We start from the raw sequence: 23,071 nt of genomic DNA, 5'->3' as shown, positions 1-23,071 counted from the left end.
CGCTTTTTATTCCACCACATCGCCATCAAAATAAAACCATTTGCCATCTTCTTTCACGAAACGGCTGTTTTCATGCATTTTAAAGGCTTTCCCGTTTTGCTTGTATTTGGCGGTGAAAGACACTTCTTGATGGTCGGCATCAATCTCATGGAATTCATGTACGGTCAGGCCCAGCCATTGTGGTGGTGCCGTTTCCAGATCAAGGGCGGTTGGTCGCGTGCTCGGGTGCCAGGTATTCAGCAGGTAATGCTCATTGCTGTGTACGTAGGCAGAATAGCGTGATCGCATCAGACGCTCTGCATCCGGGGCTTGTTCCTGACCCAGGAGATAAGGCTCACAGCATTCTGCAAATGGTTTTTTTTCCTGATGGCCCCCGCAGGGGCAGACTGCTTTTTCAGTGTTTTTATCTTTCTTTTTACTCATGACTGCGCTCCTTGATTCCTGGGCATGGCCGGAAATAGGGTTAGGGGTGGATGGTTGGTTTTTGATGAGTCATTGGTCAAGATGACTGGCATCGGCCCACGATATGACCGACCATTTGTTTTCAGGGGAAATTTGCAAACGGTTAATGGATGTATTGCGTTGCGTAAATTCACGGGGGGCATTGGGAGGCAGTTGATGGGCCGCCCGCCACATCATGTCAATGGCACCACCATGGGAAATGACAAGCAGTGTTTCGTTCAGGTGTTGCCTTGCCAGGTCAAGCAGGGTGTTTCTGATTCGATCGTAGAATGTTTGCAGGGATTCAGCCTGGTGTTCTTTCTGGTTAAGTTCGATGGCCAGGTTTTCTTCACGGATGGCGTTGTATTCTTTCAGGACGGACCAGTGTTTGCCTTCCAGAATGCCATAGTTGCGTTCACGCAGGCCGGGCAGGGTGGTAATGTCAAGATTGTTGGCACGCGCATAAGGCAGCGCGGTATGATAGGCACGCTGCAGGTCGCTGGTGTAGATATGATGGGGTAAAACCGGAAAGAAATCCCGGTTAAGGTGCCTGCACAGGTTTTCTGCCTGAGCCAGGCCGGCCTCATTCAGTGGAATATCTCGCCAGCCCTGCAAACGGCGTTCGCTGTTCCAGTCGGTTTCTCCATGACGGATAATCCAGATATCAGTATGTGACATGGGTTTCTTAAAGCAATTTGCCTGTTCAATTCAATAATGCTCTATTGTATTACTTTAGGCGATACGGGTGGTGGACGTTGGCAATAAGCGTATTTGTGACGGGGGTAGGGCAAGTGCAACCGCCTGGCCGGTCTTCAATTTCACCTGGCCCGAGAAATGGGTCTGGTCGGCGGTAATCCGGGTATTGCCTGAGGTGATTTGATAGCGCGTGAACTCGCCCAGAAAACTTCGGGGCGTTGACCTTCCGGGGTTTCTCGGACATAGGCAATTCCTGAAACGGTGTTTTTATTTAATATTTCAAGTTTGATGTCAGGGTTGGCTTTTTCAAAAGCGTTTTTATAGGCTTGGGTAAGTTCCTAGGGAAAAGAGGTGATGATGGTCACGGTACCGGCAAAAGCGCTGGGGGCGCTGGTGAGCATCAGGGTTAAAACGGCACATTTGAGCCCTTGTTTCAGTTTGGCTTTCATGGTTTTGTCTCCTGGTGGTTGGAATATCGCTTTTGGTATATGACTGGCAATATCCATGTCACAATACGATTGATTGACTAAATTGTCCAATAGTGGTTGCCCCTGGTTTTCCTGTTATATTTACTTGCCAGCAAAGCCATTCAGGACGTACACTTTCCTTCCAGCATTTATGTAAAACAATTTTAAAGGGAAAGAAATGTCTGGATCCTATTTTCCAATCTGGCGCAAGGTTGACGAACTTGAGCCCGGGCAGGTGGTTGCCCCTGATGAATACTTGCCGGCAGGACAAACCGTTGCCATGGGGGTGCAGCACGTTGTGGCCATGTTCGGCTCAACAGTACTGGCACCATTATTGATGGGCTTTGATGCCAATCTGGCGATTTTGATGTCGGGTATTGGCACCCTGATTTTTTTCCTCTTTGTCGGAGGAAGAGTACCCAGTTATCTGGGCTCCAGCTTTGCTTTCATCGGCGGCGTCGTGGCGGTTACCGGGTATTCCGGTTCTGGCCCCAACCTTAATATCGGGGTGGCCTTGGGAGCCATCATTGCCTGCGGTGCGGTCTATACCCTGATCGGTCTTATCGTTTGGTATGCCAATTCAAGGGGCAATGGATCGGCCTGGATAGAAAAACTGATGCCACCGGTTGTCACTGGCGCAATTGTTGCCGTGATTGGCTTGAATCTGGCACCCATTGCGGCCAAGGGAGCCATGGGGAGTGGCAGTAATTTTGAAGCGGCCATGTCGATTATGACGATTCTATGTGTGGGCATTATTGCGGTTTTTACCTCAGGCACCATACAGCGCCTGCTGATTCTGGTGGGGCTTGTTTTGGCCAGTGTGCTGTATTGGGTTTTTGCCAATGTCATGGGCCTGGGCCAGCCGATTGATTTTATCGCGATCCAGAATGCGGCATGGTTTGGCTTGCCTTCCCTGGCCACTCCTCAATTCAATCTTTCAGCCATTTCCGTGATTGTGCCGGTGGCGGTCATTCTGGTGGCTGAAAACCTGGGACATATCCGGGCAGTCAGTGCCATGACCGGTCAGGATCTTGATCAGTATCTGGGCCGTGCTTTTGTCGGGGATGGGGTTGCGACGATGCTGTCAGGTTCGGTGGGCGGAACAGGCGTTACTACCTATGCCGAAAATATCGGCGTGATGGCCGTGACCCGCATTTATTCGACCATCGTGTTTGTGGTTGCCGCCTTGTTTGCCATCTTGCTGGGCTTTTCCCCCAAGTTTGGGGCCCTGATTCACAGCATTCCGGCCCCTGTGCTGGGTGGTGTTGCAGTGGTGGTTTTTGGGCTTATCGTTATTGCCGGTGCCCGCATCTGGGTGGTTAACCAGGTTGATTTCAGTGACAATAAAAACCTGATTGTGGCGGCGGTAACCATGATTCTGGGCGCTGGAGATTTTAAAGTTTCCATGGGGGTTCTGGAGCTCAATGGTATTGGTACGGCTACTTTTGGTGCCATTTTGCTTTATGCGCTCTTGAATTGTCGTGCAAGCAAGCATTGATTTTTCTGGTGTTAAAGCGGAGTAGACGTTTGTTCGTGTTTTTTGACGACAGAAAAATGTCTTTTAATTAAATGACTTGCAATTTTAATCAAATTTAAGCACAATTGTGGTTAGTTCCCCGGTTCAGAGTGAACCGGGGAAATTTTTTGTCTTTTAAAAAGACGCGTGTTTATTTGTAACGCTCTGTATTTATTTAAAAATAATGCGGGGCGTTTAGTTTTTTATGAGTGTGTGAAATTATGGCAGCTATTCCATTAACGGCGCGTGGTGCAAAGCGCTTAGAAGAAGAATTGCACCGCTTGAAAACCATCGAACGTCCCAATGTCATTGAAGCAATCTCCGAGGCGCGCGCTCAGGGAGATTTGTCTGAAAATGCCGAGTATGATGCCGCACGTGAGCGCCAGGGTTTTATCGAAGGCCGTATCAAGGAACTTGAAGGCACTTTGGCCAATGCGCATATCATTGACCCGGCTACATTGGAAGTGGATGATCGTATTGTTTTTGGTGCAACGGTGACTATCGAAGATCTGGGTTCCAGTGAAACGGTGACTTACCAGATTGTGGGTGATCTCGAGGCCGATATTCGCCAGAACCTGATTTCCGTTTCCAGCCCGGTTGCCCGTGCGCTGATTGGCAAATCGGAAGGTGATGTGGTCATGGTGAATGTGCCCGCCGGCGAGAAAGAGTTCGAAATCATCGAGATCGCATATAATTAAACAAATCGTTGTTTCAGGATTTTGTGCTTGCCTAGCATGAAATTGCATGCCACGCTTAAATTAAAGAGCTGGCATTTTTGTTTTTCGGGCGTCAAAAAAAGCCAGCTTGAATGCTGGCAATTGTCAATGAAGTGATCCCTGTCCGGGGATAGGGCGGTAATCATTGCTGGCAGTTTCTGCCAGCAAGAATGATCTTAGCGGGTGCCGCGGCGTGTTGTACTGTTGCGGCGTCCGGCACGCAGGGACAGGGCACTGCCGGCACGACGCGGAATATTATGGGCAGGGCGACTGGCTGATGGTTTTGCCACGGGCTTGCGAGCAGGTCTAGAGTTGTCGGAAGCCAGAGCGTCATTACTCTTGATGACGGTTTTACGGCGCTTGTCTTTGATACTTTTGCCAGCGGCGGCCAGTTTTTTGGGTGTATAAGGTTCGGAAGGTTTACGATAGCTGGCCTGTTGGGGTTCTTTGTCGTTTTCCTCAAAAGCACGGTTGGCCGAGCCGTGACGATATAGAATAAGCGTTTTGCCCAAATGATGAATATTGGCACAGGAAAGTGTGTCGCAAATCTGATTCAGCATATCAATGCGAGCTTGCCGGTCGTCTCCTGCGACGCGGACTTTGATCAGGCCATGAACTGTCAGGCTGGTGTCGATTTCTTTCAGGACTGCATCGGTCAGTCCGTTATCGCCAATCAGGACAACCGGTTTGAGTGGGTGGGCGGCAGAGCGTAAGGCGCTGCGTTCTTTAGATGTTAATTCGAGTATAGGCATAAGTTAGGAAATACGGCAATGGCCAAAAAGAAATTCTCAAAAGAGTGGATCCATCAGCACATTAATGATCCATATGTGAAAATGGCTCAGCAAAAAGGTTACCGGGCACGTGCTGCATTCAAGCTGATCGAGATCCTGGATTCAGAAAAGCTCATGCGTCGGGGTGATATTATAGTCGACTTGGGCTCTGCTCCGGGAAGTTGGTCGCAAGTTGCACGCGAAAGATTGGTTGGGCCGGGCGGCATAATGGACGGCCGGGTTATTGCACTTGATATTTTACCCATGGAACCGATTGCTGGGGTGGAATTTTTGCAAGGCGATTTTCGTGAGGATGAGGTTCTGGCACGCTTGCATGAGCAGGTGGGCAATCAGCAGGTGGATCTGGTCATCTCGGATATGGCGCCCAACCTTTCAGGTGTGAGCTCGGCCGATTCAGCGCGTATCCAGCATGTATGCGAGCTGGCTATGGATTTTGCCCTTGATCATCTCAAGCCCGATGGTGCGCTTATTGTCAAGGCGTTTCATGGTAGCGGGTTTTCACAAATTGTTGAAATGTTCAAGCAGCATTTCAAAAGAGTGGTGGAGCGCAAACCAAAGGCTTCGCGTGACAAATCATCGGAAACTTTTCTGGTTGCCCGGGGTCTGAAGAAGCTTCGGGAGCAAGATCCTCAGGATTAAGCAGGCTTGCAATTTCCGGTTTTGTCCCAATTTAAATCTTTCATGTATATTTCGATACATTTTAATTCATTCGAAATATGCACTAATTCCATCTTTTTTATTTCTATGATATAGAATGTAAACAGGTGCAATCTTAGTTTTTTTGTAGTTTTTATGAGTCATAAAAATTGCAGCTCTAAATTTCATGCGGGAGAGCTGATCTTTGAATAATTCTTTTTCTAAATTCGCCATGTGGGCCATTGTTGCCTTGGTGCTGTTTACGGTGTTCAAGCAGTATGATGCGCCCGTGCGTAATAACGATGGCGTCAGTTATACCCAGTTCATCAATGACGCCAAGCAGGGTAAGATTTCCAGCGTGGAAATCCAGGGTGATACCATTCACGTGACCCCAAGCGGTGGTCGTCCCTATTCGCTAACCTCTCCAGGAGACCTCTGGATGGTAGGCGACCTGGTGCGTGACGGTGTTAAAGTAACCGCCAAACCACCAGAGCAACCTTCTTTTCTGTTAAGCGCCATTATTTCCTGGTTCCCCATGTTATTGCTGATTGGGGTCTGGTTCTTTTTCATGCGCCAAATGCAGGGCGGTGGCAAGGGCGGTGCCTTCAGTTTTGGTAAATCCCGCGCCCGTATGCTTGATGAAAGCAGTAACCCCATTACCTTTGCCGATGTGGCTGGTTGCGATGAGGCCAAGGAAGATGTGAAGGAACTGGTCGATTTCCTGCGTGACCCTTCCCGTTTTCAGCGTCTGGGTGGTCGTATCCCCCGTGGCGTGTTAATGGTGGGTCCTCCGGGAACCGGTAAAACCCTGCTGGCCAAAGCCATTGCAGGCGAGGCAAAAGTGCCGTTCTTCACCATTTCAGGTTCCGATTTTGTTGAAATGTTCGTGGGTGTGGGTGCTTCCCGTGTTCGTGACATGTTTGAAAATGCCAAAAAACACGCGCCGTGCATTATCTTCATTGACGAGATCGATGCAGTGGGTCGTCAGCGTGGTGCCGGTGTGGGCGGTGGTAACGATGAGCGCGAGCAAACACTCAACCAGATGCTGGTTGAAATGGATGGTTTCGAGTCCGGTCAAAGCGTGATTGTGATTGCTGCCACCAACCGTCCCGATGTTCTGGATCCCGCTTTGCTGCGCCCTGGTCGATTTGACCGTCAGGTGGTGGTTAACCTGCCCGATGTGCGTGGTCGTGAACAAATTCTTAAGGTTCACATGCGTAAAGTGCCTTTGGCACCTAATGTGGTGGCTTCCATTCTGGCTCGTGGTACACCCGGGTTTTCAGGTGCAGACCTGGCCAACCTGGTTAACGAGGCCGCGCTGTTTGCGGCACGTCGCAATGGCCGTACTGTCGATATGATCGACTTTGAAAAAGCCAAAGACAAAATCATTATGGGTGCCGAGCGCCGTTCCATTGTCATGCCCGAAGAAGAACGCAAGAACACGGCCTATCACGAAGCCGGTCACGCCATTGTGGCACGCATGTTGCCCAAAACAGACCCGGTTCACAAGGTTACCATCATTCCTCGTGGCCGTGCGCTGGGTGTTACCATGCAGCTGCCCGAGGGTGATCGCTACAGCATGGATAAAGAGCGGTTGCTCAATACCATCGCGGTTCTGTTTGGTGGCCGGATTGCCGAAGAAGTATTCATGAATCAAATGACCACCGGTGCTTCCAATGACTTTGAAAGGGCAACCGCGATTGCGCGTGATATCGTCACCCGTTATGGCATGACCGACTCTTTGGGGCCTATGGTTTATGCCGAGAACGAAAATGAAGTCTTCCTGGGTCGCAGTGTGACAAAAACCACGCATATGTCAGAATCCACCATGCAGAAGGTGGATACTGAAATTCGTTTGATTATCGATGAGCAATATGCCGTTGCACGTAAAATTATCGAAGAAAATGCCGATAAGATGCATGCTATGGCCAAAGCGCTGCTTGAGTGGGAAACCATTGATGCAGACCAGATCGAAGACATCATTCAAGGTCGTGCACCCCGTCCACCCAAAGAGCCTGATGCACCGCATGATTCTGTGGATATGCCTCCGCCAACAGGCGCGGCTCCCAAAGGTAAAGACAGCGATAGTCCGGCAACTGCCGTGTAATAATAATATTTTTACTGAATGAATAGTACATTCCTTTGCGGGCGCTTTGAACTTGGGTTCGAGCGCCCTTTAATTATGGGGATAGTGAATATCACGCCCGATTCCTTTTCGGACGGTTCACATCATTTTTCAACTAATGCGGCCATTGATCATGCCCTGGGACTGGTCGAGCAAGGTGCGGATATCCTGGATATCGGTGGTGAGTCCACGCGTCCCGGTTCCGAGCCGGTAAGCATACAGGAAGAGCTGAACAGGGTCATTCCCGTTATAGAGGTGCTGCGCAATTGTGGTGTACCTTTATCCATTGACACTTTCAAACCCGAGGTGATGAAGGCAGCCTTGCAGTCGGGGGTTGATTTAATCAATGATATTTATGCATTAAGGCAGCCAGGTGCCCTTGAGGTCGTTAGCGAATTTCCACATTGCGGAATTTGCATCATGCATATGCACGGTGAGCCTAAAACCATGCAAGTCAATCCGCCTGATTACGGCAATAACATTACTCGTGAAGTGGCTGCTTTTTTACAGGACAGAATGAAAATTATGCTGCAAAGCGGGATTGATCCTCGTAGAATTATGATCGATCCGGGTTTTGGTTTTGGTAAAACAGCCGCACAGAATTTTCAGCTGCTACGGGAAATGGCTGACCTGAATGAATTGAAAGCGCCCATACTGGTGGGGGTTTCCCGAAAAACAATGATTGGCGCTGTTACCCATAAGCCGGTAAATGATCGTCTGTCAGGAAGTATTGCCGCAGCGCTGGCAGGTGTGGCCCGGGGGGCAGTGGTAGTCAGGGTGCATGATGTGGCCCAGACGCGCGACGCCTTGGCTGTATGGAATGCCGTTGAATTTGGAGCTAATGAATGAGCCGTAAATATTTTGGAACCGATGGAATTCGGGGTGAAGTGGGTGGAGAACTGATTAATGCCGCATTTGCTTTGCGATTGGGGTATGCGGCAGGACGTGTTCTGTCCAAGAACCATCAGGGAGGCGGACGCCCCATTGTCTTGATCGGAAAAGATACCCGTGTTTCCGGCTATATGCTCGAATCCGCCCTGGAAGCGGGTCTGAGTGCGGCAGGTATTGATGTTTTTCTGGCAGGTCCCATTCCCACGCCTGCGGTCGCTTACTTAACTCGTGCCTTGCGATTGACGGCCGGGGTGGTGATCAGTGCCTCGCATAATCCTTATGATGATAACGGGATTAAGTTCTTTTCCGGTCAGGGCACCAAATTGCCCGATGAGGTGGAAGAGGAAATTGAACGGGCCATTGATGAGCCCATTGGTTGCGTACACTCGGAAAGTATTGGCCGCGCAAGGCGGATTGATGATGCGGCAGGGCGTTATATTGAATTTTGTAAAAGCACGTTCCCCAATGAACTGGACTTGAAAGGTCTGAAAATCGTGGTGGATGGTGCACATGGTGCCGCCTACAACATTGCGCCATATGTTTTTCGTGAGCTGGGTGCCGAGGTGATTGAGATCGGCTGTCATCCTGATGGTTTCAATATTAACCAGGATGTGGGCGCCCTGTATCCCGACAAACTGGCTGCAACGGTTTGTGCCCGTGGTGCTGATTATGGTATTGCCCTTGATGGTGATGCAGACCGGATTCAGATGGTTGATGCCGATGGACGTATTTATAATGGTGATGAGCTGTTGTATGCCATTATTCTGGAACGTCTTTCCCAGGGGCAGGTCAAGGGTGTTGCCGGCACACTGATGACCAATTATGGTTTTGAAAAACAAATGGCTGCCTTGGGGATCCCGTTTGAGCGTGCCAAAGTAGGGGACCGTTATGTGCTGGAAGCCTTGAAGAAAAATGGCTGGCTCTATGGTGGTGAGGGCTCTGGACACTTGTTGTGTCTGGATCATCACACAACGGGTGATGGTATTATTGCCGGTTTGCAGGTGCTTAAAGGTTTGGTTCGCAGTGGAAAAACACTGTCTGAATGGATTTCCGATCTGAAAATGTATCCGCAGGTCATGATTAATGTGCCGTTGGCCAAAGGTGTCAAATGGGAGGCGCATACAGGCCTTCAGGCTGCCCGTGAAGCCGTGGAAAAAGAGCTCGGCAGCCGTGGTCGCGTCCTGATCAGGGCTTCGGGTACCGAACCCAAACTGCGTTTGATGGTGGAGGCCGAAAGTTACGATTTGGCCAAACACTGTGTTGATCAGCTTGCTGCCGTTAATTTGTCTTGCTAAAACAACCGCATCACGCCAGAAAACAAATACAGTACAATGCTTTTCACAAACACCTTATGTTTCGTGTTTGTGAAAAGTGTTTGTCAAATGAAATCGGTATGATGTCATTGTTAATCATTTCGTAGGAAAAGAAGCGAATGCAAGAACTATTGCGTACAGAGGCGGATACGGCAACTCAGGATGAACCTGGATTGGTTTTGGGGCTTGCAACAACACCGGAAGAATTGGAGCAGCTGCAAAGATTGCGTTTCGATGTTTATACCAAAGAAATGAACGCTGTTTTTCCTGATGCCGTTGATGGGGTTGATATTGACCGTTATGACCAATGGTGTTATCACTTAATGGTGTGTGATACAAAAACCGGTCAGGTTGTGGGAACTTACCGTGTCATGACACCCGAAAAAGCCATTGAAGCCAATGGTTATTATTCAGAATCCGAGTTTGATATTTCCAGCTTGGATCATATCCGTCACTTATTGTGTGAATGCGGTCGTTCCTGTACCCATGCCGATTACCGCAATGGTTCTGCCATCATGATGCTTTGGACAGGGCTGACCAGGTTTATGCATCAAAAAAACTATCGCTATATGCTGGGTTGTGCCAGTGTCAGTCTGGCTGATGGTGGTGTGCAGGCTTCCCAGGTGTGGCGGGCGGCAAAGGCCGATATGGACAAACACCCTGAATTGCCAAGGGTAACGCCGTTAAATCCCTATCCACTGGACAAACTTGAGGCTACCGGTGAAGTCAAAATTCCTCCCTTGATCAAGGGATATCTAAAAATTGGTGCCCGTATTTGTGGTGAGCCTGCCTGGGATCCCAATTTCAATGCGGCAGATTTTCCCATCATTATTGATATTGAAAGTATGGATCCGCGTTATCGTAAGCATTTTGGCATAGATTAATGTTGGGTTTTAAAGCAAAGGCCTCATTGGTTTACCAGTGAGGCCTTTGTTTTATCAGGCATTGGAAACAGCCATTAGTTTATGCCAATATGGCCTTTATGTCGGTACTACCTTGAAGGAAAAACAGGAGTCGGCATGTTTCCATTCCGAAGTTTCCAGCTTAAGGCTGTACTGCGTTAATGGATGCTGAGCCAGCCATTTGCTGGAAATAATCAGCGAGACGGTTTTATCATTGACGTCCAGTCTTGAAATTTCCGGGTTGATCAGTTGCCGGCGACGCAGGAAAAGGGTGGCCAGCCTTAAGCATAACAAGGCAAGCCATTGGTTTCTGGTGGGGGTGTAGGTGTTGATTTTGTCCAGTTTGCCCTGGTGGCCTAGCGTTAGTAATGAAAGAACACTTTGGTCAGCTTTGGAAAAACCCGGCATATCGGCATTGCCCAATACATAGGCAGTGTGTTTGTGATAGGCGTTTTGTGAAATGCTTAACCCCACTTCATGCAAATCGGCGGCCCATCCCAGAGCCTGACGCAATTCGCCCGCCAGCGGATCATTAAGCTTCAGTTGGTCAAAAAACTGCAGGGAGAGCTGTTTGACACGAGTGGCCTGTTTGATATCTATATGGTAGCGCCGGATAAACTGCTTGACCGATTCATCACGTTTGTCAACAGCGGCCTGCCGCCCCAGCATGTCGTAAAGTACACCTACCCGAAGCGCACCTTCACCCTGAAGCATGCGTTCTATTTTAAGCTCTTTAAAGGCGGATATCATAATGGACAGTCCTGCGGGCAACACTTCCATACGATCAATTTTAAGACCTTTCAGTTCGGGGGCTTTGGCAGAACCGTAGCGAATCAAGACTTTCTTGAGTTTTTGCATGCCATCAAGGGTGATGCCTTTTTCCGAGAAGCCGGATTCTTCCAGGGTGGCCACTAAGGCCTTTGCGGTGCCGGAAGAGCCATAAGCTTCGGCCCAACCCATTCTTTGGAATTGTTTGGAGATGGCCTCCAGCTCTTTGCGGGCAGCAATTTCTGCATGGGCAAAACCTTCAGCTGTCACTACGCCTTCTGGAAAATAGGCTTTGGTGAAGCTGACGCAGCCCATGCTTAAAGATTGCATGAGTTTGGGTTCAAGGTTTTGACCAATAATGAATTCTGTTGAGCCTCCGCCAATATCGATCACGAGGCGTTTTTCGTCTGATGGTGGCAGTTCATGGGCCACACCCGAAAAAACCAGTCGGGCTTCTTCATGACCGGCAACCACTTCAATCGGGTAACCTAATGCAGCTTCAGCGCGAGGCAGGAATTCCTTGATATTGCGGGCAACCCTAAAAGTATTGGTGGCCACTACACGAACGCGGTCGGGAGGAAAGTTTTCTATTCGGTCGCCAAACCGTTCCAGCACGGCAATCGCCCTTGCAATCGCTTCTTCACTAAGAATCATGTTCTCATCAAGGCCAGCTGCCAGGCGAACCGTTTCTTTCAGTCTGTCCTGTGCATAGATTTGTGAAATACCTTCACGCTGCACAATGCGTCCGATAGAAAGCCGGAAACTGTTGGAGCCCAGGTCAACGGCAGCTAATAAGTTATTTTGATCCATGCGTTTGCTGTCTTAGGTGTTTAGTTGCGCTATTTTAGTAAAAATAAATGTGTGTTTTGTATAAAAGAATAAATGCCGAAAAATTTAAGCGACATTTGCAGAAATTTTAACTGAGTAAGTGGGGCAAACATAATTGGAGGGTTATGTGATTTGCGTAAAGTGAGTGTGTGCCAATGAGACAGAAATAATTAAATTAATGAAAAAAAGCGCTTATATGACATTGTCATTAAATGGTAATTTATATAGTGTATAAGCAACAAATAAAAAATTAAATCATTTGTAAGGTAATCATGATCGAGAATAACCAGGAAGATGTGTCACCCCCCAATTTGCTGAACCGGGAGTTGTCTTTACTCAAGTTTAACGCCAGGGTATTGGGAATGGCTGAAAACGAAAATACGCCACTGCTAGAGCGCTTGCGATATATATGTATTGTCAGTTCCAATCTGGATGAGTTTTTTGAGATCCGGATTGCCAGCCTTAAAGAGCAGGAGCGACGAAATCCACGGGTGATTGGTGATGATGGTTACACACCCAGTGAGGCATTTGAGTTGGTGCAAAAAGATGTGCATGAGCTGGTCAAACGGCAGTATTCCTTATTAAATCAAAGTATCTTGCCAGCCTTGCGTGAGAAAGGGGTTTATATTTTCAAGCCCCAGGAGTACACCGAAAGCATGATGGCCTGGGCCCGTGAGGTGTTCCTGGAGGATGTGATGCCTTTATTGACGCCCATCGGGCTTGATCCATCCCATCCATTTCCCCGGGTCTATAACAAAAGCCTTAACTTTATCGTTTCACTATCGGGTGTTGATGCGTTTGGACGCACTTCTTCCATTGCCATTGTTCAGGCACCGCGTGCCTTGCCGCGGCTGTTAAAAATTCCCGAAGAAGTGTGTGGCCAAAAACACGGACACACTTTGCTGTCCAGTCTGATGCAGATGTTTGTCGGAGATCTGTTTCCAGGATTGGAAGTCAAGGGACTGTATCAATGGCGGGTAACCCGCAACAGCGACCTTTATGTCGATGAAGATGAGGTAACCGATTTACGGCAGGCTTTGCAGGGAGAGTTGTCCCAGCGCAACTTTGGTGCCGCGGTTCGATTGGAGATTGCCGAGGATACCCCTGAAGAGCTGGAAGTTTTCCTGCAATCCGAGTTTGCGCTGACGCCACTTGACACATACCGTACTGCGGGCTCGGTTAACCTGACCCGCATCATGCCGTTGTGTGATATTGATGCGGGAACCGATTTGGTGTTTCCAGGTTACAGGGCAAAAATTCCATCACCCTTTGATAAAATGGAAGATCATCCTGAGCATATGTTCAGTGCGATCGCCAAAGAAGATCTGCTGTTGCATCATCCATACCAATCTTTTGATCCGGTCATCGATTTTCTGACGGCGGCAGCCATAGACCCGGCCGTGGTCGCGATCAAGCAAACCATTTACCGTACCGGTGAAGACTCTGAATTGATGCGTTTGCTGGTTATGGCTGCCAAGTCGGGCAAGGAAGTTACTGTAGTGGTAGAACTGATGGCTCGCTTTGATGAACAAACCAATATCAATTGGGCCGCTAAACTTGAAGAGGTTGGTGCGCATGTGGTTTATGGGGTGGTTGGTCATAAAACCCATGCAAAAATGGCATTGGTGTTAAGAAGGGAAGGGCGCCGCATTGTGCGCTATGGTCACCTGGGTACCGGTAATTACCATCCGCGTACAGCCCGTCTGTATACCGACTTTGGCATGCTAACCGCCAACCGGGAAATTACCGAGGATATGGATAAGATATTCTCCCTGTTAACCGGTTTGGGGGCCAGGCGTCCACTGAAATTGTTACTGCAGTCTCCTTTTACCCTGCATGGCAAAATGCTAACGCTGATTAATAATGAAGCAGAAAACGCACGTCAGGGTAAAAAGGCCCGTATTATGGCCAAAATGAATTCCCTGCTGGATATCCAGGTGATTAATGCCCTTTATGAGGCAAGTCAGGCCGGAGTGGAAATTGACTTGATTGTGCGTGGGGTGTGTGCCTTGCGTGCCGGGGTTGCCGGTATGTCTGAAAATATTCGCGTGCGATCCATTGTAGGGCGCTTCCTTGAGCACTCCCGGGTATTTTATTTTTATGACAATGGTAAAGAACAGGTCTATCTCTCTTCGGCTGACTGGATGGAGCGCAACTTTTTCCGTCGTGTGGAAGTCGGATTCCCTGTGTTAAATCCCGCACTGAAAAAACGGGTTATTGCCGAGTCATTCACTTATGCCCTTAAAGACAATGTACTGGCTTGGGAGCAGCAACCCGACGGCAATTACCAGCGTGTCAGAAACCGTCGCCAACCATTTAATTTGCAAAATCATTTAATGGGATTGCTGGGTAAATAATTCTTTCCCCCGGTCATCACCAGGCACCAGCCGGGCCTGGCTTTGAAAACGTGGGCAAATTCAGGAGGCCTAAAGCTTGTTGACATTTGTTCACGTTTTTTGTCTGATGTAAAAAATCAACATCTTTCTTTTAATTTATTGATTAATTAGGGTTTTTGGAGGTTGTGGTCTAGACAAGTCGCAAGCGAATATGCAAGAACTGTCACAATCATGTCATATTTGGGATTTACTATGTCGTCATTGGTATAAAAATCCATTTCCACTTTTCTCGAAAGGAAAAACAATGTTGAAGCATGCATTTAAACGCGTTACATTGGCAGTCGCCTTAGGCACTGCTGCTTTTTCAGTACAGGCCGCCAGTACAGTAACTGGTGCAGGTGCTTCTTTCCCATATCCTATTTATGCAAAATGGGCATCTGAATACGCAGCAGAAACTGGTAATAAAATCAACTACCAGTCAATTGGTTCGGGTGGTGGTCAACAGCAAATTATTGCTAAAACCGTTGATTTCGGTGCTTCCGACGACCCAATGAAAGCTGACAAACTGTCAGAAAACAATCTGCTGCAATTTCCTGCTGTTATTGGCGGCACAGTGCCTGTTGTTAATATCGAAGGTATCAAACCCGGTGAACTGAAACTGTCCGGTTCTGTACTGGCCGACATTTTCCTGGGTAAAATCAAAAAATGGAACGATCCTGCTATCGTTGCCCTGAACGCCGATCTTAAACTGCCAAGCGCCGACATCGTTGTTGTTCACCGCTCAGACGGTTCAGGCACCACCTTCGGTTGGACCAACTACCTGTCTAAAGTTTCTGCTGAATGGAAAGAAAAAGTAGGTGAAGGCAAGGCCGTTAAATGGCCAGTAGGTCAGGGCGGTAAAGGTAACGAAGGCGTTGCTGCTTACGTAGGTCAATTGAAAAATTCGGTTGGTTATGTAGAGTATGCTTACGCAAAACAAAACAACCTGTCTTGGACACAATTGCAAAACAAGGACGGTAAATTCGTTCAGCCAGAACAAAAAGCATTCGCAGCAGCTGCCGCCAATGCTGACTGGAAAGGTGCCCCAGGTATGGGTGTTGTGTTAACTAACGAACCCGGTGCAGAATCCTGGCCTGTTACTGCAGCTACTTTCATCCTGGTGCATAAAGTTGCTGAAAAACCCGAGCAAACAAAAGCAGTGCTGTCATTCTTTGACTGGGCATTTAAAAATGGTGCTAAAACAGCCGCCGAGCTGGACTACGTACCGCTGCCAGAAGCAGTTACCAGCCAGGTTCGTGATGCATGGGCATCTGAAATCAAAACAACTGGCGGTGAAGCAGTTTGGAAATAAACAACGGGCTGTTCAATTAATTGGCTAACCTTGTTTGAAAAACATGGCGGTTATTAAAAAACCGCCATGTTTTTTGCAAAATTCAAAAGTAGAGTCGAGAATGAGCGCTACAATAACCCCTTCCGTTTCTTCTAATATTAAAACTGCTGATTCAGCCATGAAAAAAGATATCCCACCAAACCCGACAAGTAAAAATGCACTTGCAGATGGTTTGTTCAAAGGTACAGCCAGGTTTTTCGCCTTCTTCGTCTTTATTTTGCTTGCAGCCATCATGGTTTCCCTGGTTTATGGAAGTCGTGAAACCATTGCCGCCTATGGTATGTCATTTTTTACCATAAATGACTGGGACCCTGTCAATGATGTATATGGCGCTGTTGTACCTATTTTAGGTACGGTGATAACCGCCTTTATTGCACTGGTTATTGCGGTTCCCGTTTCTTTTGGTATCGCCATGTTCCTGACTGAACTGGCCCCGGCCTGGTTGCGCAGGCCATTGGGTGTTGCCGTAGAAATGCTGGCAGCGATTCCCTCCATTATTTATGGCATGTGGGGCTTGTTTGTTTTTGTGCCTATTTTCCAGGAATACATTCAGCCCGGCATGATTGCCGTACTTGGCAATATTCCTGTCATTGGCGGCTTTTTTTCGGGCCCTCCTTTTGGTATTGGCCTGTTCACCGCCGGTCTCATTTTATCCATTATGATCATTCCCTACATTGCCTCGGTCATGCGTGACGTGTTCGAGGTGGTGCCAGCCATGCTTAAAGAGTCTGCTTACGGGTTGGGCGCTTCAACCTGGGAAGTCATGTGGAAAGTCGTCTTGCCTTATACCCGCAGCGGTGTCATTGGTGGTATTATGCTTGGCCTTGGGCGTGCATTGGGTGAAACCATGGCAGTTACTTTTGTCATTGGTAATGCTTTCCGCTTGCCTGACAGTATTTTCTCTCCGGCAAACTCTATTGCCTCTGCCATTGCGAACGAATTCAACGAGGCAGGTGGTTTGCAAAAATCAGCCTTGATCGAACTGGGTCTTATCCTGTTCCTTATTACGACCATTGTTTTGGCACTTTCCCGCTTATTGCTCGCTCGTGCAGCCAGGGGTGAAGGCAAGAAATCCTAAGCGTACCGGATACAAAAAATGAATACACAATCTACATTGAATGCATCTGTGCCTGTGAAGTCGTTGCTTAACAACGATAACGCCCTGTATAGAAAACGTAGCAAAATCAATAAAGTCATGTTAACGCTGTCTTCCATTACACTGGTTTTCGGCTTGTTCTGGCTTTTCTGGATTATTCTTACCTTGCTGCTTAAAGGTGGTGCATCCTTATCCTTTACCCTGTTTACCGAAATCACCCCCGGACCGGGTGATTCGGGAGGCTTGGCCAACGCCATACTTGGTTCCGTGCTTATGTCGGCGGTGGGCACCATTATTGGCACGCCTATTGGCATCATGGCAGGCACCTATCTGGCCGAATATGGCAGCCGTGGCTGGTTGGCACCGGCTACCCGTTTCCTGAACGATGTCCTGCTATCAGCCCCTTCCATTATTATCGGTTTGTTCATTTACTCCTTGTATGTGTCCAATGTGGGTCATTACTCCGGTTGGGCAGGAGCGCTGGCCTTATCCATTCTGGTTATTCCGGTCGTTGTGCGCACCACCGACAACATGCTTTTGCTGGTGCCAAACAGCCTGCGTGAAGCCGCTGCTGCGTTGGGTTGCCCCAAATGGCGTATTGTGACCATGATTTGTTACCGTGCTGCGCGCTCAGGCATTATTACCGGCATTTTGCTGGCAGTGGCCCGCATTATGGGTGAAACGGCTCCCTTGCTGTTTACCGCATTGTCCAACCAGTTCATGAGCTGGAACATGAATGCACCAATGGCCAACCTGCCAGTGGTTATTTATCAATACGCGGCCAGTCCCTTTAAAGACTGGAACGAGCTGGCCTGGGCAGGAGCAACCCTGATTACCCTGCTGGTATTGGGCCTGAATATCCTGGCTCGCAGTTTGTTCCGTAAGTAAACAGATTATCGATATACAGATTTTAGGAAATTGAAATGGAAAATTTGGTTCCAGTCGATGAGACAAAGATCGAAGTTAAAAACCTGAATTTTTATTATGGTGGTTTTCACGCGATCAAAGACGTAAACATGCGTATTGCCCGTAACAAGGTAACTGCTTTCATTGGTCCTTCGGGCTGTGGCAAGTCTACCCTGTTGCGTACCTTCAACCGCATGTTCGAATTGTATCCAGGGCAGCGTGCAGAAGGTGAGATCAACCTTGATGGTGAAAACCTGCTTACCACCAATACCGATATTTCATTGATTCGTGCAAAAGTGGGGATGGTTTTCCAAAAACCTACGCCGTTTCCCATGAGTATTTATGACAACATCGCTTTTGGTGTCAAGTTGTTTGAAAAACTCAGTAAGGCTGAAATGGACGAGCGGGTTGAATGGGCCTTGACTAAATCGGCTTTGTGGAATGAAGTGAAAGACAAGCTCGGTCAAAGTGGTAACGGCTTGTCGGGTGGTCAGCAACAGCGCTTGTGTATTGCACGTGGTGTGGCCATCAAACCCGAGGTGTTATTGCTTGATGAGCCTTGTTCGGCACTTGATCCTATTTCAACCGTAAAAATCGAGGAATTGATTACCGAGTTGAAAAAAGACTATACCGTTGCCATCGTGACCCATAACATGCAGCAGGCAGCCCGTTGTTCCGACTACACTGCCTATATGTACCTGGGCGAGCTGATGGAGTTTGGTGAGACAGAGAAAATCTTTGTTAAACCACAGCGCAAGGAAACTGAAGATTACATTACCGGCCGTTTCGGTTAATGTTGCTATAAATGTGAATGGCGTGTAGGTGGTTCGGTGCTTTCCATCGTGGAAAGCTGCCTGAAAATGCCACAGTTTTCCACCGCCTGCGCGGTTTCACATTGCTTTCTCAAGTCAATCAGTTGCTCTTTCAGGTGCAATAGCTCCTGAATACGGGCATCCACATGTCCCAGGTGTTCTTCGATCACCTGGCTAAAGCAGGCGCAGTTGCCATTGCTTACATCCTGCACCATTAGCAGAGTGCGAATCTCGTCATGTGTCATATCCAGTGAGCGACAATTGCGGATAAACCGCAAGCGTTTAACATGTGCCTCACCATAGTGACGATAATTGCTGGCATTACGCTCGGGTTTGGGTAACAAGCCTTCTTTCTCGTAATACCGAATAGTTTCCGTTTTGCAGTTGAGCAAACTGGCCAATTCACCTATTTTCATTGCTGACTCCTGAAAACACTTGACCTTGTAGTTGCTACAAGGTGTTTAATCATTATAAATGAATAACCGGATAAGTGGAGTACGTTATGGCAGGCTGTTGCCAGCAACATAATAATAAGCATGAACATGAACATGAACATGAACATGTTCATGAGCACGAGCACGGGCACGGGCACGATCATAAGTCTGGTCATGCTCATCATGAATCCAAAGAGGGGTTCAGGGATTTGCCCTCCCGGCAGGTGGTGGGTAATGCCGTGCATACCCCCATTCGTATCATGCAAATGGATTGTCCAACCGAAGAGCGGCTCATAAGGAGCCGGCTTGAGAATACTGCGGGGGTCATGACCATGAGCTTTAATTTGATGCAGCGTGAATTGTTGGTCGTGCATCAACCTCAGGCCCTGGATGCAATTCTTGAGGCGATTAAATCCTTGGGCTTCGAGCCAGAGACTGCCGAAACGGATGTAGTGGCTGGCAAAAACAGCATGCGGAAAAGCCGCTTTCCGTTTGGCTGGAAACTGCCTGTGGCCGCCATTTTGGCCATTTCTTCAGAAGTCATTCATTGGGTAGAAGGGCCATGGCTATTTTCTGCCTTGCTGGCGGTGCTGGCCGTATTTTTATCGGGTCTGGGCACTTACCGCAAGGGTGTTATTGCCTTGTGCAACTGGCAGTTAAACATCAATGCACTCATGACGATTGCGGTCAGCTGTGCATTGTTGATCGGGCAATGGCCCGAAGCTGCCATGGTGATGGTGCTGTTCAGTATCGCCGAGTTGCTGGAAGCCAGGTCACTGGATCGTGCCCGTCATGCCGTGAGCGGTCTGTTGCAAATGGTGCCGCAAACCGCCTGGGTTTATCTGGCGGATAAAGGCTGGCAGGAATTGCCGGTTGGGCAGGTAGGAACCGGGACGCTTGTGCAGGTCCGTCCGGGAGAGCGGATTCCGCTTGACGGAACGGTTGTCAAGGGGTATTCCACGGTGGATCAGGCGCCCATTACGGGTGAAAGCATGCCTGTTGACAAGCGGCAGGGTGATGAGCTGTATGCCGGTACCATCAATCAAAGTGGTCTGCTCGAGTTCAGGGTGGGTACTTTGGCTGAAAACAGTACCTTGGCCCGGATTATACGGGTAGTGGAACAGGCCCAGGCAAGCAAAGCACCCTTGCAACGGTTTGTGGACCAGTTTGCCAAATATTATACGCCTGCGGTTTGTCTGCTGGCCTTGTTGGTGGCCGTTTTTATGCCCTTTGTCCTGGGAACCGCCTGGCTTGATGCCATCTATATGGCACTGGTGTTGTTGGTGATTGCCTGTCCCTGCGCCCTGGTTATTTCAACACCGGTTACCCTGGTAAGTGGTTTAACCGCTGCGGCCCGACATGGTGTGCTGGTTAAGGGGGCTGCCTATCTGGAAAAAGGCCGGAAACTGCGTTGGCTGGCGCTGGATAAAACAGGAACCCTCACACAAGGCAAGCCGGTGCAAACCGACATGATGCTGATGCCTGAAAAGTTGGCGGTTACGCAGGTTTCGGGAGGGCGTGTGGGTCAGGAGAAGGCCAGTCTGGACGAAACGGAAGCGCGAAGAATAGCCGCCAGTCTGGCAGGCCTGTCCGATCATCCGGTATCCATGGCGGTCGCGCAGGCTGCCCGCAAAGACGGTGTGCTGGCCTATCCGGTTGAGGGTTTTCAGGCTTTGCCTGGCCGGGGTGTGCAAGGTGTCATTAATGGTGTGGGATATATGCTTGAAAGCCCACGGCGTGCGCTTGAACAGGGTTTGCTTAATGCCTCGGTAATACAAGCCGTACATACTTTTGAAAGCCAGGGTAAAACAGTTGTCTTGCTGTGTTGCCAGAACCGGGTAATGGCCGTCTTTGCGGTGGCGGATACGGTCAGGCCCGATAGTCGGCAAGCCATTCAGCGACTGCATGAGCAGGGCGTTAAAACAATCATGTTGTCAGGCGACAATTCGCAAACCGTGCAAACCATCGCCCGCCAGGTAGGTATAGATCGTGCGCTTGGACAGCAAATGCCGGAAAACAAGCTGGATGTAATTGCTGAATTGCAAAAATCAGGCATGGTGGGTATGGTGGGAGATGGGATCAATGATGCACCCGCCCTGGCACGGGCCGAGATCGGTTTTGCCATGGGAGCCATGGGCACGGATACGGCCATTGAAACGGCCGATGTTGCGCTGATGGATGATGATTTGCGTAAAATACCGTGCTTTATTGAATTATCCCGTGTGACATATCGGGTGTTGGTGCAAAATATTGTTTGGGCGCTGGGTATTAAACTGGTGTTCTTGCTGTTAACCTTGGGCGGAATGGGGACTATGTGGATGGCAGTTTTTGCCGATATGGGTGCCAGTCTGCTGGTGGTTTTAAACGGGCTTAGACTCTTGTCTTTCAAGCCTTCTTATTAAAATGGATGTCAGACATGACGGATTTGCAGCAACAGGATGATAGCTTGGACAGGCATGCGCTGATGGTCGAAGGATTGCGTCAAAAACTTCAAGCGCAGACAGGGGCGCAGGTTGTGGTTACGCAAACCCATATTTCAACCATTATTCTGGCTGGTGAGTTTGCCTATAAACTGAAAAAACCGCTTAAGTTGCCGTTTCTGGATTTTTCCACGCTGGAAAACCGGCATCATTACTGCCTGAAAGAATTGGCCATCAACCAGCGCACGGCGCCAGAGTTATATCTGGCTGTTTTGCCGGTAACAGGTAGTCCGCAGGCTCCGGATATTGACGGTCAGGAAGGTGTGATCGACTGGCTGGTGAAAATGCGCCGTTTTGACAGCCGCCAGGAATTTGCCGTGATGGCGCGTGAAGGAAGACTGACGTTCCCACTGGTGGAAACACTGGCGCGGCATTTGGCCTGTTTTCATGAATCTTTGCCACGTCTGCCTGGTACGGTGGCCAATGGAAAAAGCACATTAGACTGGCTGCTTGAAAGTTTTGATGAAATCAAGTCCCATCCGCTTTTTTCAACCATGCCGGAAGCAGCGGAGTGGACGAGTTTCAGGGAAGACTTGAAGGCAACGTTTGAATGCCACCTTCCATGGCGCAGGCAGCGAATTGAACAAGGCTTTTTCAGGCCCTGCCACGGTGATTTGCATCTGGGGAATATTGTGCTTTGGCAAGACCGGGTCATGGCCTTTGATGCGCTTGAGTTTGACGACAGTTTAAGCAATATCGATGTCATGAATGATTTGGCCTTTGCATATATGGATTTGCTGGCCAATCGCTTGCCCGAGCTGGCCTCGCGCCTGCTGAATACTTATCTGGAAGAAAGTGGAGACTATGAAGGGGTACGGCTTTTGCCAGAATATGCGGCCTACCGGGCTTTGGTCAGGGCCAAAATTGCCTTAATGCAAGGCAAGAACGAAAAATTCAGTCAATACTGGCGCTTGGCCAGGCATTTCGTGTCTTGCGCAACGCAGCGGGCCCTGGTACTGGTGTATGGCTTAAGTGGTTCGGGCAAGTCTACCGTGGCGCAAATGCTGGCTGACCAGATGGGTGGTATTCGCTTGCGCTCCGATACTGAACGTAAGCGCCTGTTCAGGAAAGCGTTGAAAAGTGGCCAGGATGTGAATAAAGACGTCCTTTATGCGCCCGAGACCAGCCAGCGGGTATACGCACGCCTGCTTGAGCTTGCTGAAAAACTGTTGCAGGCCGGATTTGTTGTGGTTGTTGATGCTGTTTTTTTGCGGCAGTCCGACCGGGGCTTGTTTCAGGATCTTGCCAACTGCTTGGATGTGCCATTCAGGCTGATCAGCTGCGAGGCACCCGAGCGCATCATGCAAAACCGTATTGTTCAAAGAGCGCAGGAAGGTAAAGACCCATCGGACGCCACTGTAGAGGTATTGCATGCACAGGCGGACAGGTTTGAGCCGGTATCAGCGGGTTGGGAAGCGCTTTCATTCAGTGTGGTCAATGATGGTTCGCTGGAAGATTTAAGGCGGAAAGTACAACGGATGGCGGGTTTGTTGGTGGAAAGGTAAACAGGCGGTATGCGGGAATAGC

Annotated in this window: 20 protein-coding genes and 1 pseudogene; 14 read left to right on the top strand and 7 right to left on the bottom strand. The window is 49.0% G+C overall.

From position 1 onward, the window contains the following. Positions 1-6 precede the first annotated feature (6 nt). The 3 genes and pseudogenes from HCX92_RS12275 to HCX92_RS12260 form a co-directional block, all read right to left on the bottom strand. A complete protein-coding gene (locus HCX92_RS12275) occupies positions 7-423 on the bottom strand; it encodes a YchJ family protein (protein WP_169295246.1) in 417 nt (138 codons plus the stop codon). A 69-nt stretch (positions 424-492) separates the two neighbouring features. Further along, on the bottom strand, positions 493-1,119 hold the full coding sequence (locus HCX92_RS12270) for a histidine phosphatase family protein (RefSeq protein ID WP_169295245.1): 627 nt from the start codon (positions 1,117-1,119) through the stop codon (positions 493-495). Between the two features lie 209 nt (positions 1,120-1,328). Continuing rightward, positions 1,329-1,538: pseudogene (locus tag HCX92_RS12260) on the bottom strand (ABC transporter substrate-binding protein); the annotation flags it as partial. Positions 1,539-1,782: 244 nt separating this feature from the next. Between HCX92_RS12260 and HCX92_RS12255 the strand changes: the two are divergent. Both HCX92_RS12255 and greA read left to right on the top strand, forming a co-directional pair. After that, the gene (locus tag HCX92_RS12255; protein ID WP_169295244.1) at positions 1,783-3,102 is read left to right on the top strand and encodes a solute carrier family 23 protein; all 1,320 of its coding nucleotides are present in this window, start codon (positions 1,783-1,785) and stop codon (positions 3,100-3,102) included. Positions 3,103-3,341: 239 nt separating this feature from the next. After that, positions 3,342-3,818, top strand: coding sequence for a transcription elongation factor GreA (gene greA, locus HCX92_RS12250; protein WP_169295243.1), 477 nt, complete (start codon positions 3,342-3,344; stop codon positions 3,816-3,818). A gap of 194 nt (positions 3,819-4,012) precedes the next feature. Here greA and HCX92_RS12245 read toward each other — a convergent pair whose 3' ends face one another. Then, positions 4,013-4,588: a YhbY family RNA-binding protein gene (locus HCX92_RS12245; protein ID WP_169295242.1), complete on the bottom strand. Its 576-nt coding sequence runs from the start codon at positions 4,586-4,588 to the stop codon at positions 4,013-4,015. A gap of 18 nt (positions 4,589-4,606) precedes the next feature. Here HCX92_RS12245 and HCX92_RS12240 point away from each other — a divergent pair, with 18 nt between their 5' ends. The 5 genes from HCX92_RS12240 (at position 4,607) to HCX92_RS12220 (ending at position 10,476) form a co-directional block, all read left to right on the top strand. Further along, entirely contained in the window at positions 4,607-5,266 is a 660-nt protein-coding gene (locus HCX92_RS12240) for an RlmE family RNA methyltransferase (RefSeq protein WP_169295241.1), read from the top strand. Positions 5,267-5,468: 202 nt separating this feature from the next. After that, positions 5,469-7,370, top strand: a complete 1,902-nt coding sequence (gene ftsH / locus HCX92_RS12235; protein WP_169295240.1) for an ATP-dependent zinc metalloprotease FtsH — start codon at positions 5,469-5,471, stop codon at positions 7,368-7,370. An 18-nt stretch (positions 7,371-7,388) separates the two neighbouring features. Then, entirely contained in the window at positions 7,389-8,237 is an 849-nt protein-coding gene (gene folP, locus HCX92_RS12230) for a dihydropteroate synthase (RefSeq protein ID WP_169295239.1), read from the top strand. Then, positions 8,234-9,574, top strand: a complete 1,341-nt coding sequence (gene glmM, locus HCX92_RS12225) for a phosphoglucosamine mutase (RefSeq protein ID WP_169295238.1) — start codon at positions 8,234-8,236, stop codon at positions 9,572-9,574. The genes folP and glmM overlap by 4 nt, the downstream gene beginning before the upstream one ends. A gap of 137 nt (positions 9,575-9,711) precedes the next feature. After that, positions 9,712-10,476 (top strand): GNAT family N-acetyltransferase, encoded by a 765-nt coding sequence (locus HCX92_RS12220; RefSeq protein WP_169295237.1) that lies wholly within the window; start codon positions 9,712-9,714, stop codon positions 10,474-10,476. 96 nt (positions 10,477-10,572) lie between these two features. Here the strand turns inward: HCX92_RS12220 and ppx are convergent, their stop codons facing one another. Then, positions 10,573-12,072 carry an exopolyphosphatase gene (gene ppx, locus HCX92_RS12215; RefSeq protein WP_169295236.1) on the bottom strand — a complete coding sequence of 500 codons (1,500 nt, stop codon included), beginning with the start codon at positions 12,070-12,072 and terminating at the stop codon, positions 10,573-10,575. 290 nt (positions 12,073-12,362) lie between these two features. On the opposite strand from ppx, the gene ppk1 reads away from it, so the two are divergent. Together ppk1 and pstS are read left to right on the top strand one after the other, a co-directional pair. Beyond that, on the top strand, positions 12,363-14,447 hold the full coding sequence (gene ppk1, locus HCX92_RS12210; RefSeq protein ID WP_169295235.1) for a polyphosphate kinase 1: 2,085 nt from the start codon (positions 12,363-12,365) through the stop codon (positions 14,445-14,447). 283 nt (positions 14,448-14,730) lie between these two features. Continuing rightward, complete coding sequence (gene pstS / locus HCX92_RS12205; RefSeq protein WP_169295234.1) at positions 14,731-15,777, top strand: phosphate ABC transporter substrate-binding protein PstS; 1,047 nt, start codon at positions 14,731-14,733, stop codon at positions 15,775-15,777. 24 nt (positions 15,778-15,801) lie between these two features. Here pstS and HCX92_RS12200 read toward each other — a convergent pair whose 3' ends face one another. Beyond that, positions 15,802-16,050: a hypothetical protein gene (locus HCX92_RS12200; protein ID WP_169295015.1), complete on the bottom strand. Its 249-nt coding sequence runs from the start codon at positions 16,048-16,050 to the stop codon at positions 15,802-15,804. Between HCX92_RS12200 and pstC the strand changes: the two genes are divergently transcribed. Genes pstC through pstB form a run of 3 tightly spaced genes read left to right on the top strand, consistent with a single transcriptional unit; the run spans position 15,935 to position 18,612 of the window. After that, positions 15,935-16,894, top strand: coding sequence for a phosphate ABC transporter permease subunit PstC (pstC, locus tag HCX92_RS12195; protein ID WP_169295233.1), 960 nt, complete (start codon positions 15,935-15,937; stop codon positions 16,892-16,894). The genes HCX92_RS12200 and pstC overlap by 116 nt on opposite strands. 18 nt (positions 16,895-16,912) lie before the next feature. Beyond that, the gene (pstA, locus tag HCX92_RS12190; RefSeq protein WP_169295232.1) at positions 16,913-17,800 is read left to right on the top strand and encodes a phosphate ABC transporter permease PstA; all 888 of its coding nucleotides are present in this window, start codon (positions 16,913-16,915) and stop codon (positions 17,798-17,800) included. A gap of 35 nt (positions 17,801-17,835) precedes the next feature. After that, positions 17,836-18,612 carry a phosphate ABC transporter ATP-binding protein PstB gene (gene pstB, locus HCX92_RS12185; protein WP_169295231.1) on the top strand — a complete coding sequence of 259 codons (777 nt, stop codon included), beginning with the start codon at positions 17,836-17,838 and terminating at the stop codon, positions 18,610-18,612. A gap of 5 nt (positions 18,613-18,617) precedes the next feature. Here pstB and cadR read toward each other — a convergent pair whose 3' ends face one another. After that, complete coding sequence (cadR, locus tag HCX92_RS12180) at positions 18,618-19,046, bottom strand: Cd(II)/Pb(II)-responsive transcriptional regulator (RefSeq protein WP_169295230.1); 429 nt, start codon at positions 19,044-19,046, stop codon at positions 18,618-18,620. An 86-nt stretch (positions 19,047-19,132) separates the two neighbouring features. Between cadR and HCX92_RS12175 the strand changes: the two genes are divergently transcribed. Together HCX92_RS12175 and HCX92_RS12170 are read left to right on the top strand one after the other, a co-directional pair. Then, on the top strand, positions 19,133-21,466 hold the full coding sequence (locus HCX92_RS12175) for a cation-translocating P-type ATPase (RefSeq protein ID WP_169295229.1): 2,334 nt from the start codon (positions 19,133-19,135) through the stop codon (positions 21,464-21,466). A gap of 14 nt (positions 21,467-21,480) precedes the next feature. Next, positions 21,481-23,049, top strand: a complete 1,569-nt coding sequence (locus HCX92_RS12170) for a bifunctional aminoglycoside phosphotransferase/ATP-binding protein (protein ID WP_169295228.1) — start codon at positions 21,481-21,483, stop codon at positions 23,047-23,049. Positions 23,050-23,071: the final 22 nt, after the last annotated feature.

Origin of the sequence: Advenella sp. EE-W14, from assembly GCF_012923605.1 — a bacterium.
In the GTDB taxonomy this organism is placed as follows: domain Bacteria; phylum Pseudomonadota; class Gammaproteobacteria; order Burkholderiales; family Burkholderiaceae_B; genus Advenella; species Advenella alkanexedens.
The sequence above is the reverse complement of the archived record's forward strand: the minus strand, read 5'-3'. Positions and strand labels throughout refer to the sequence as shown.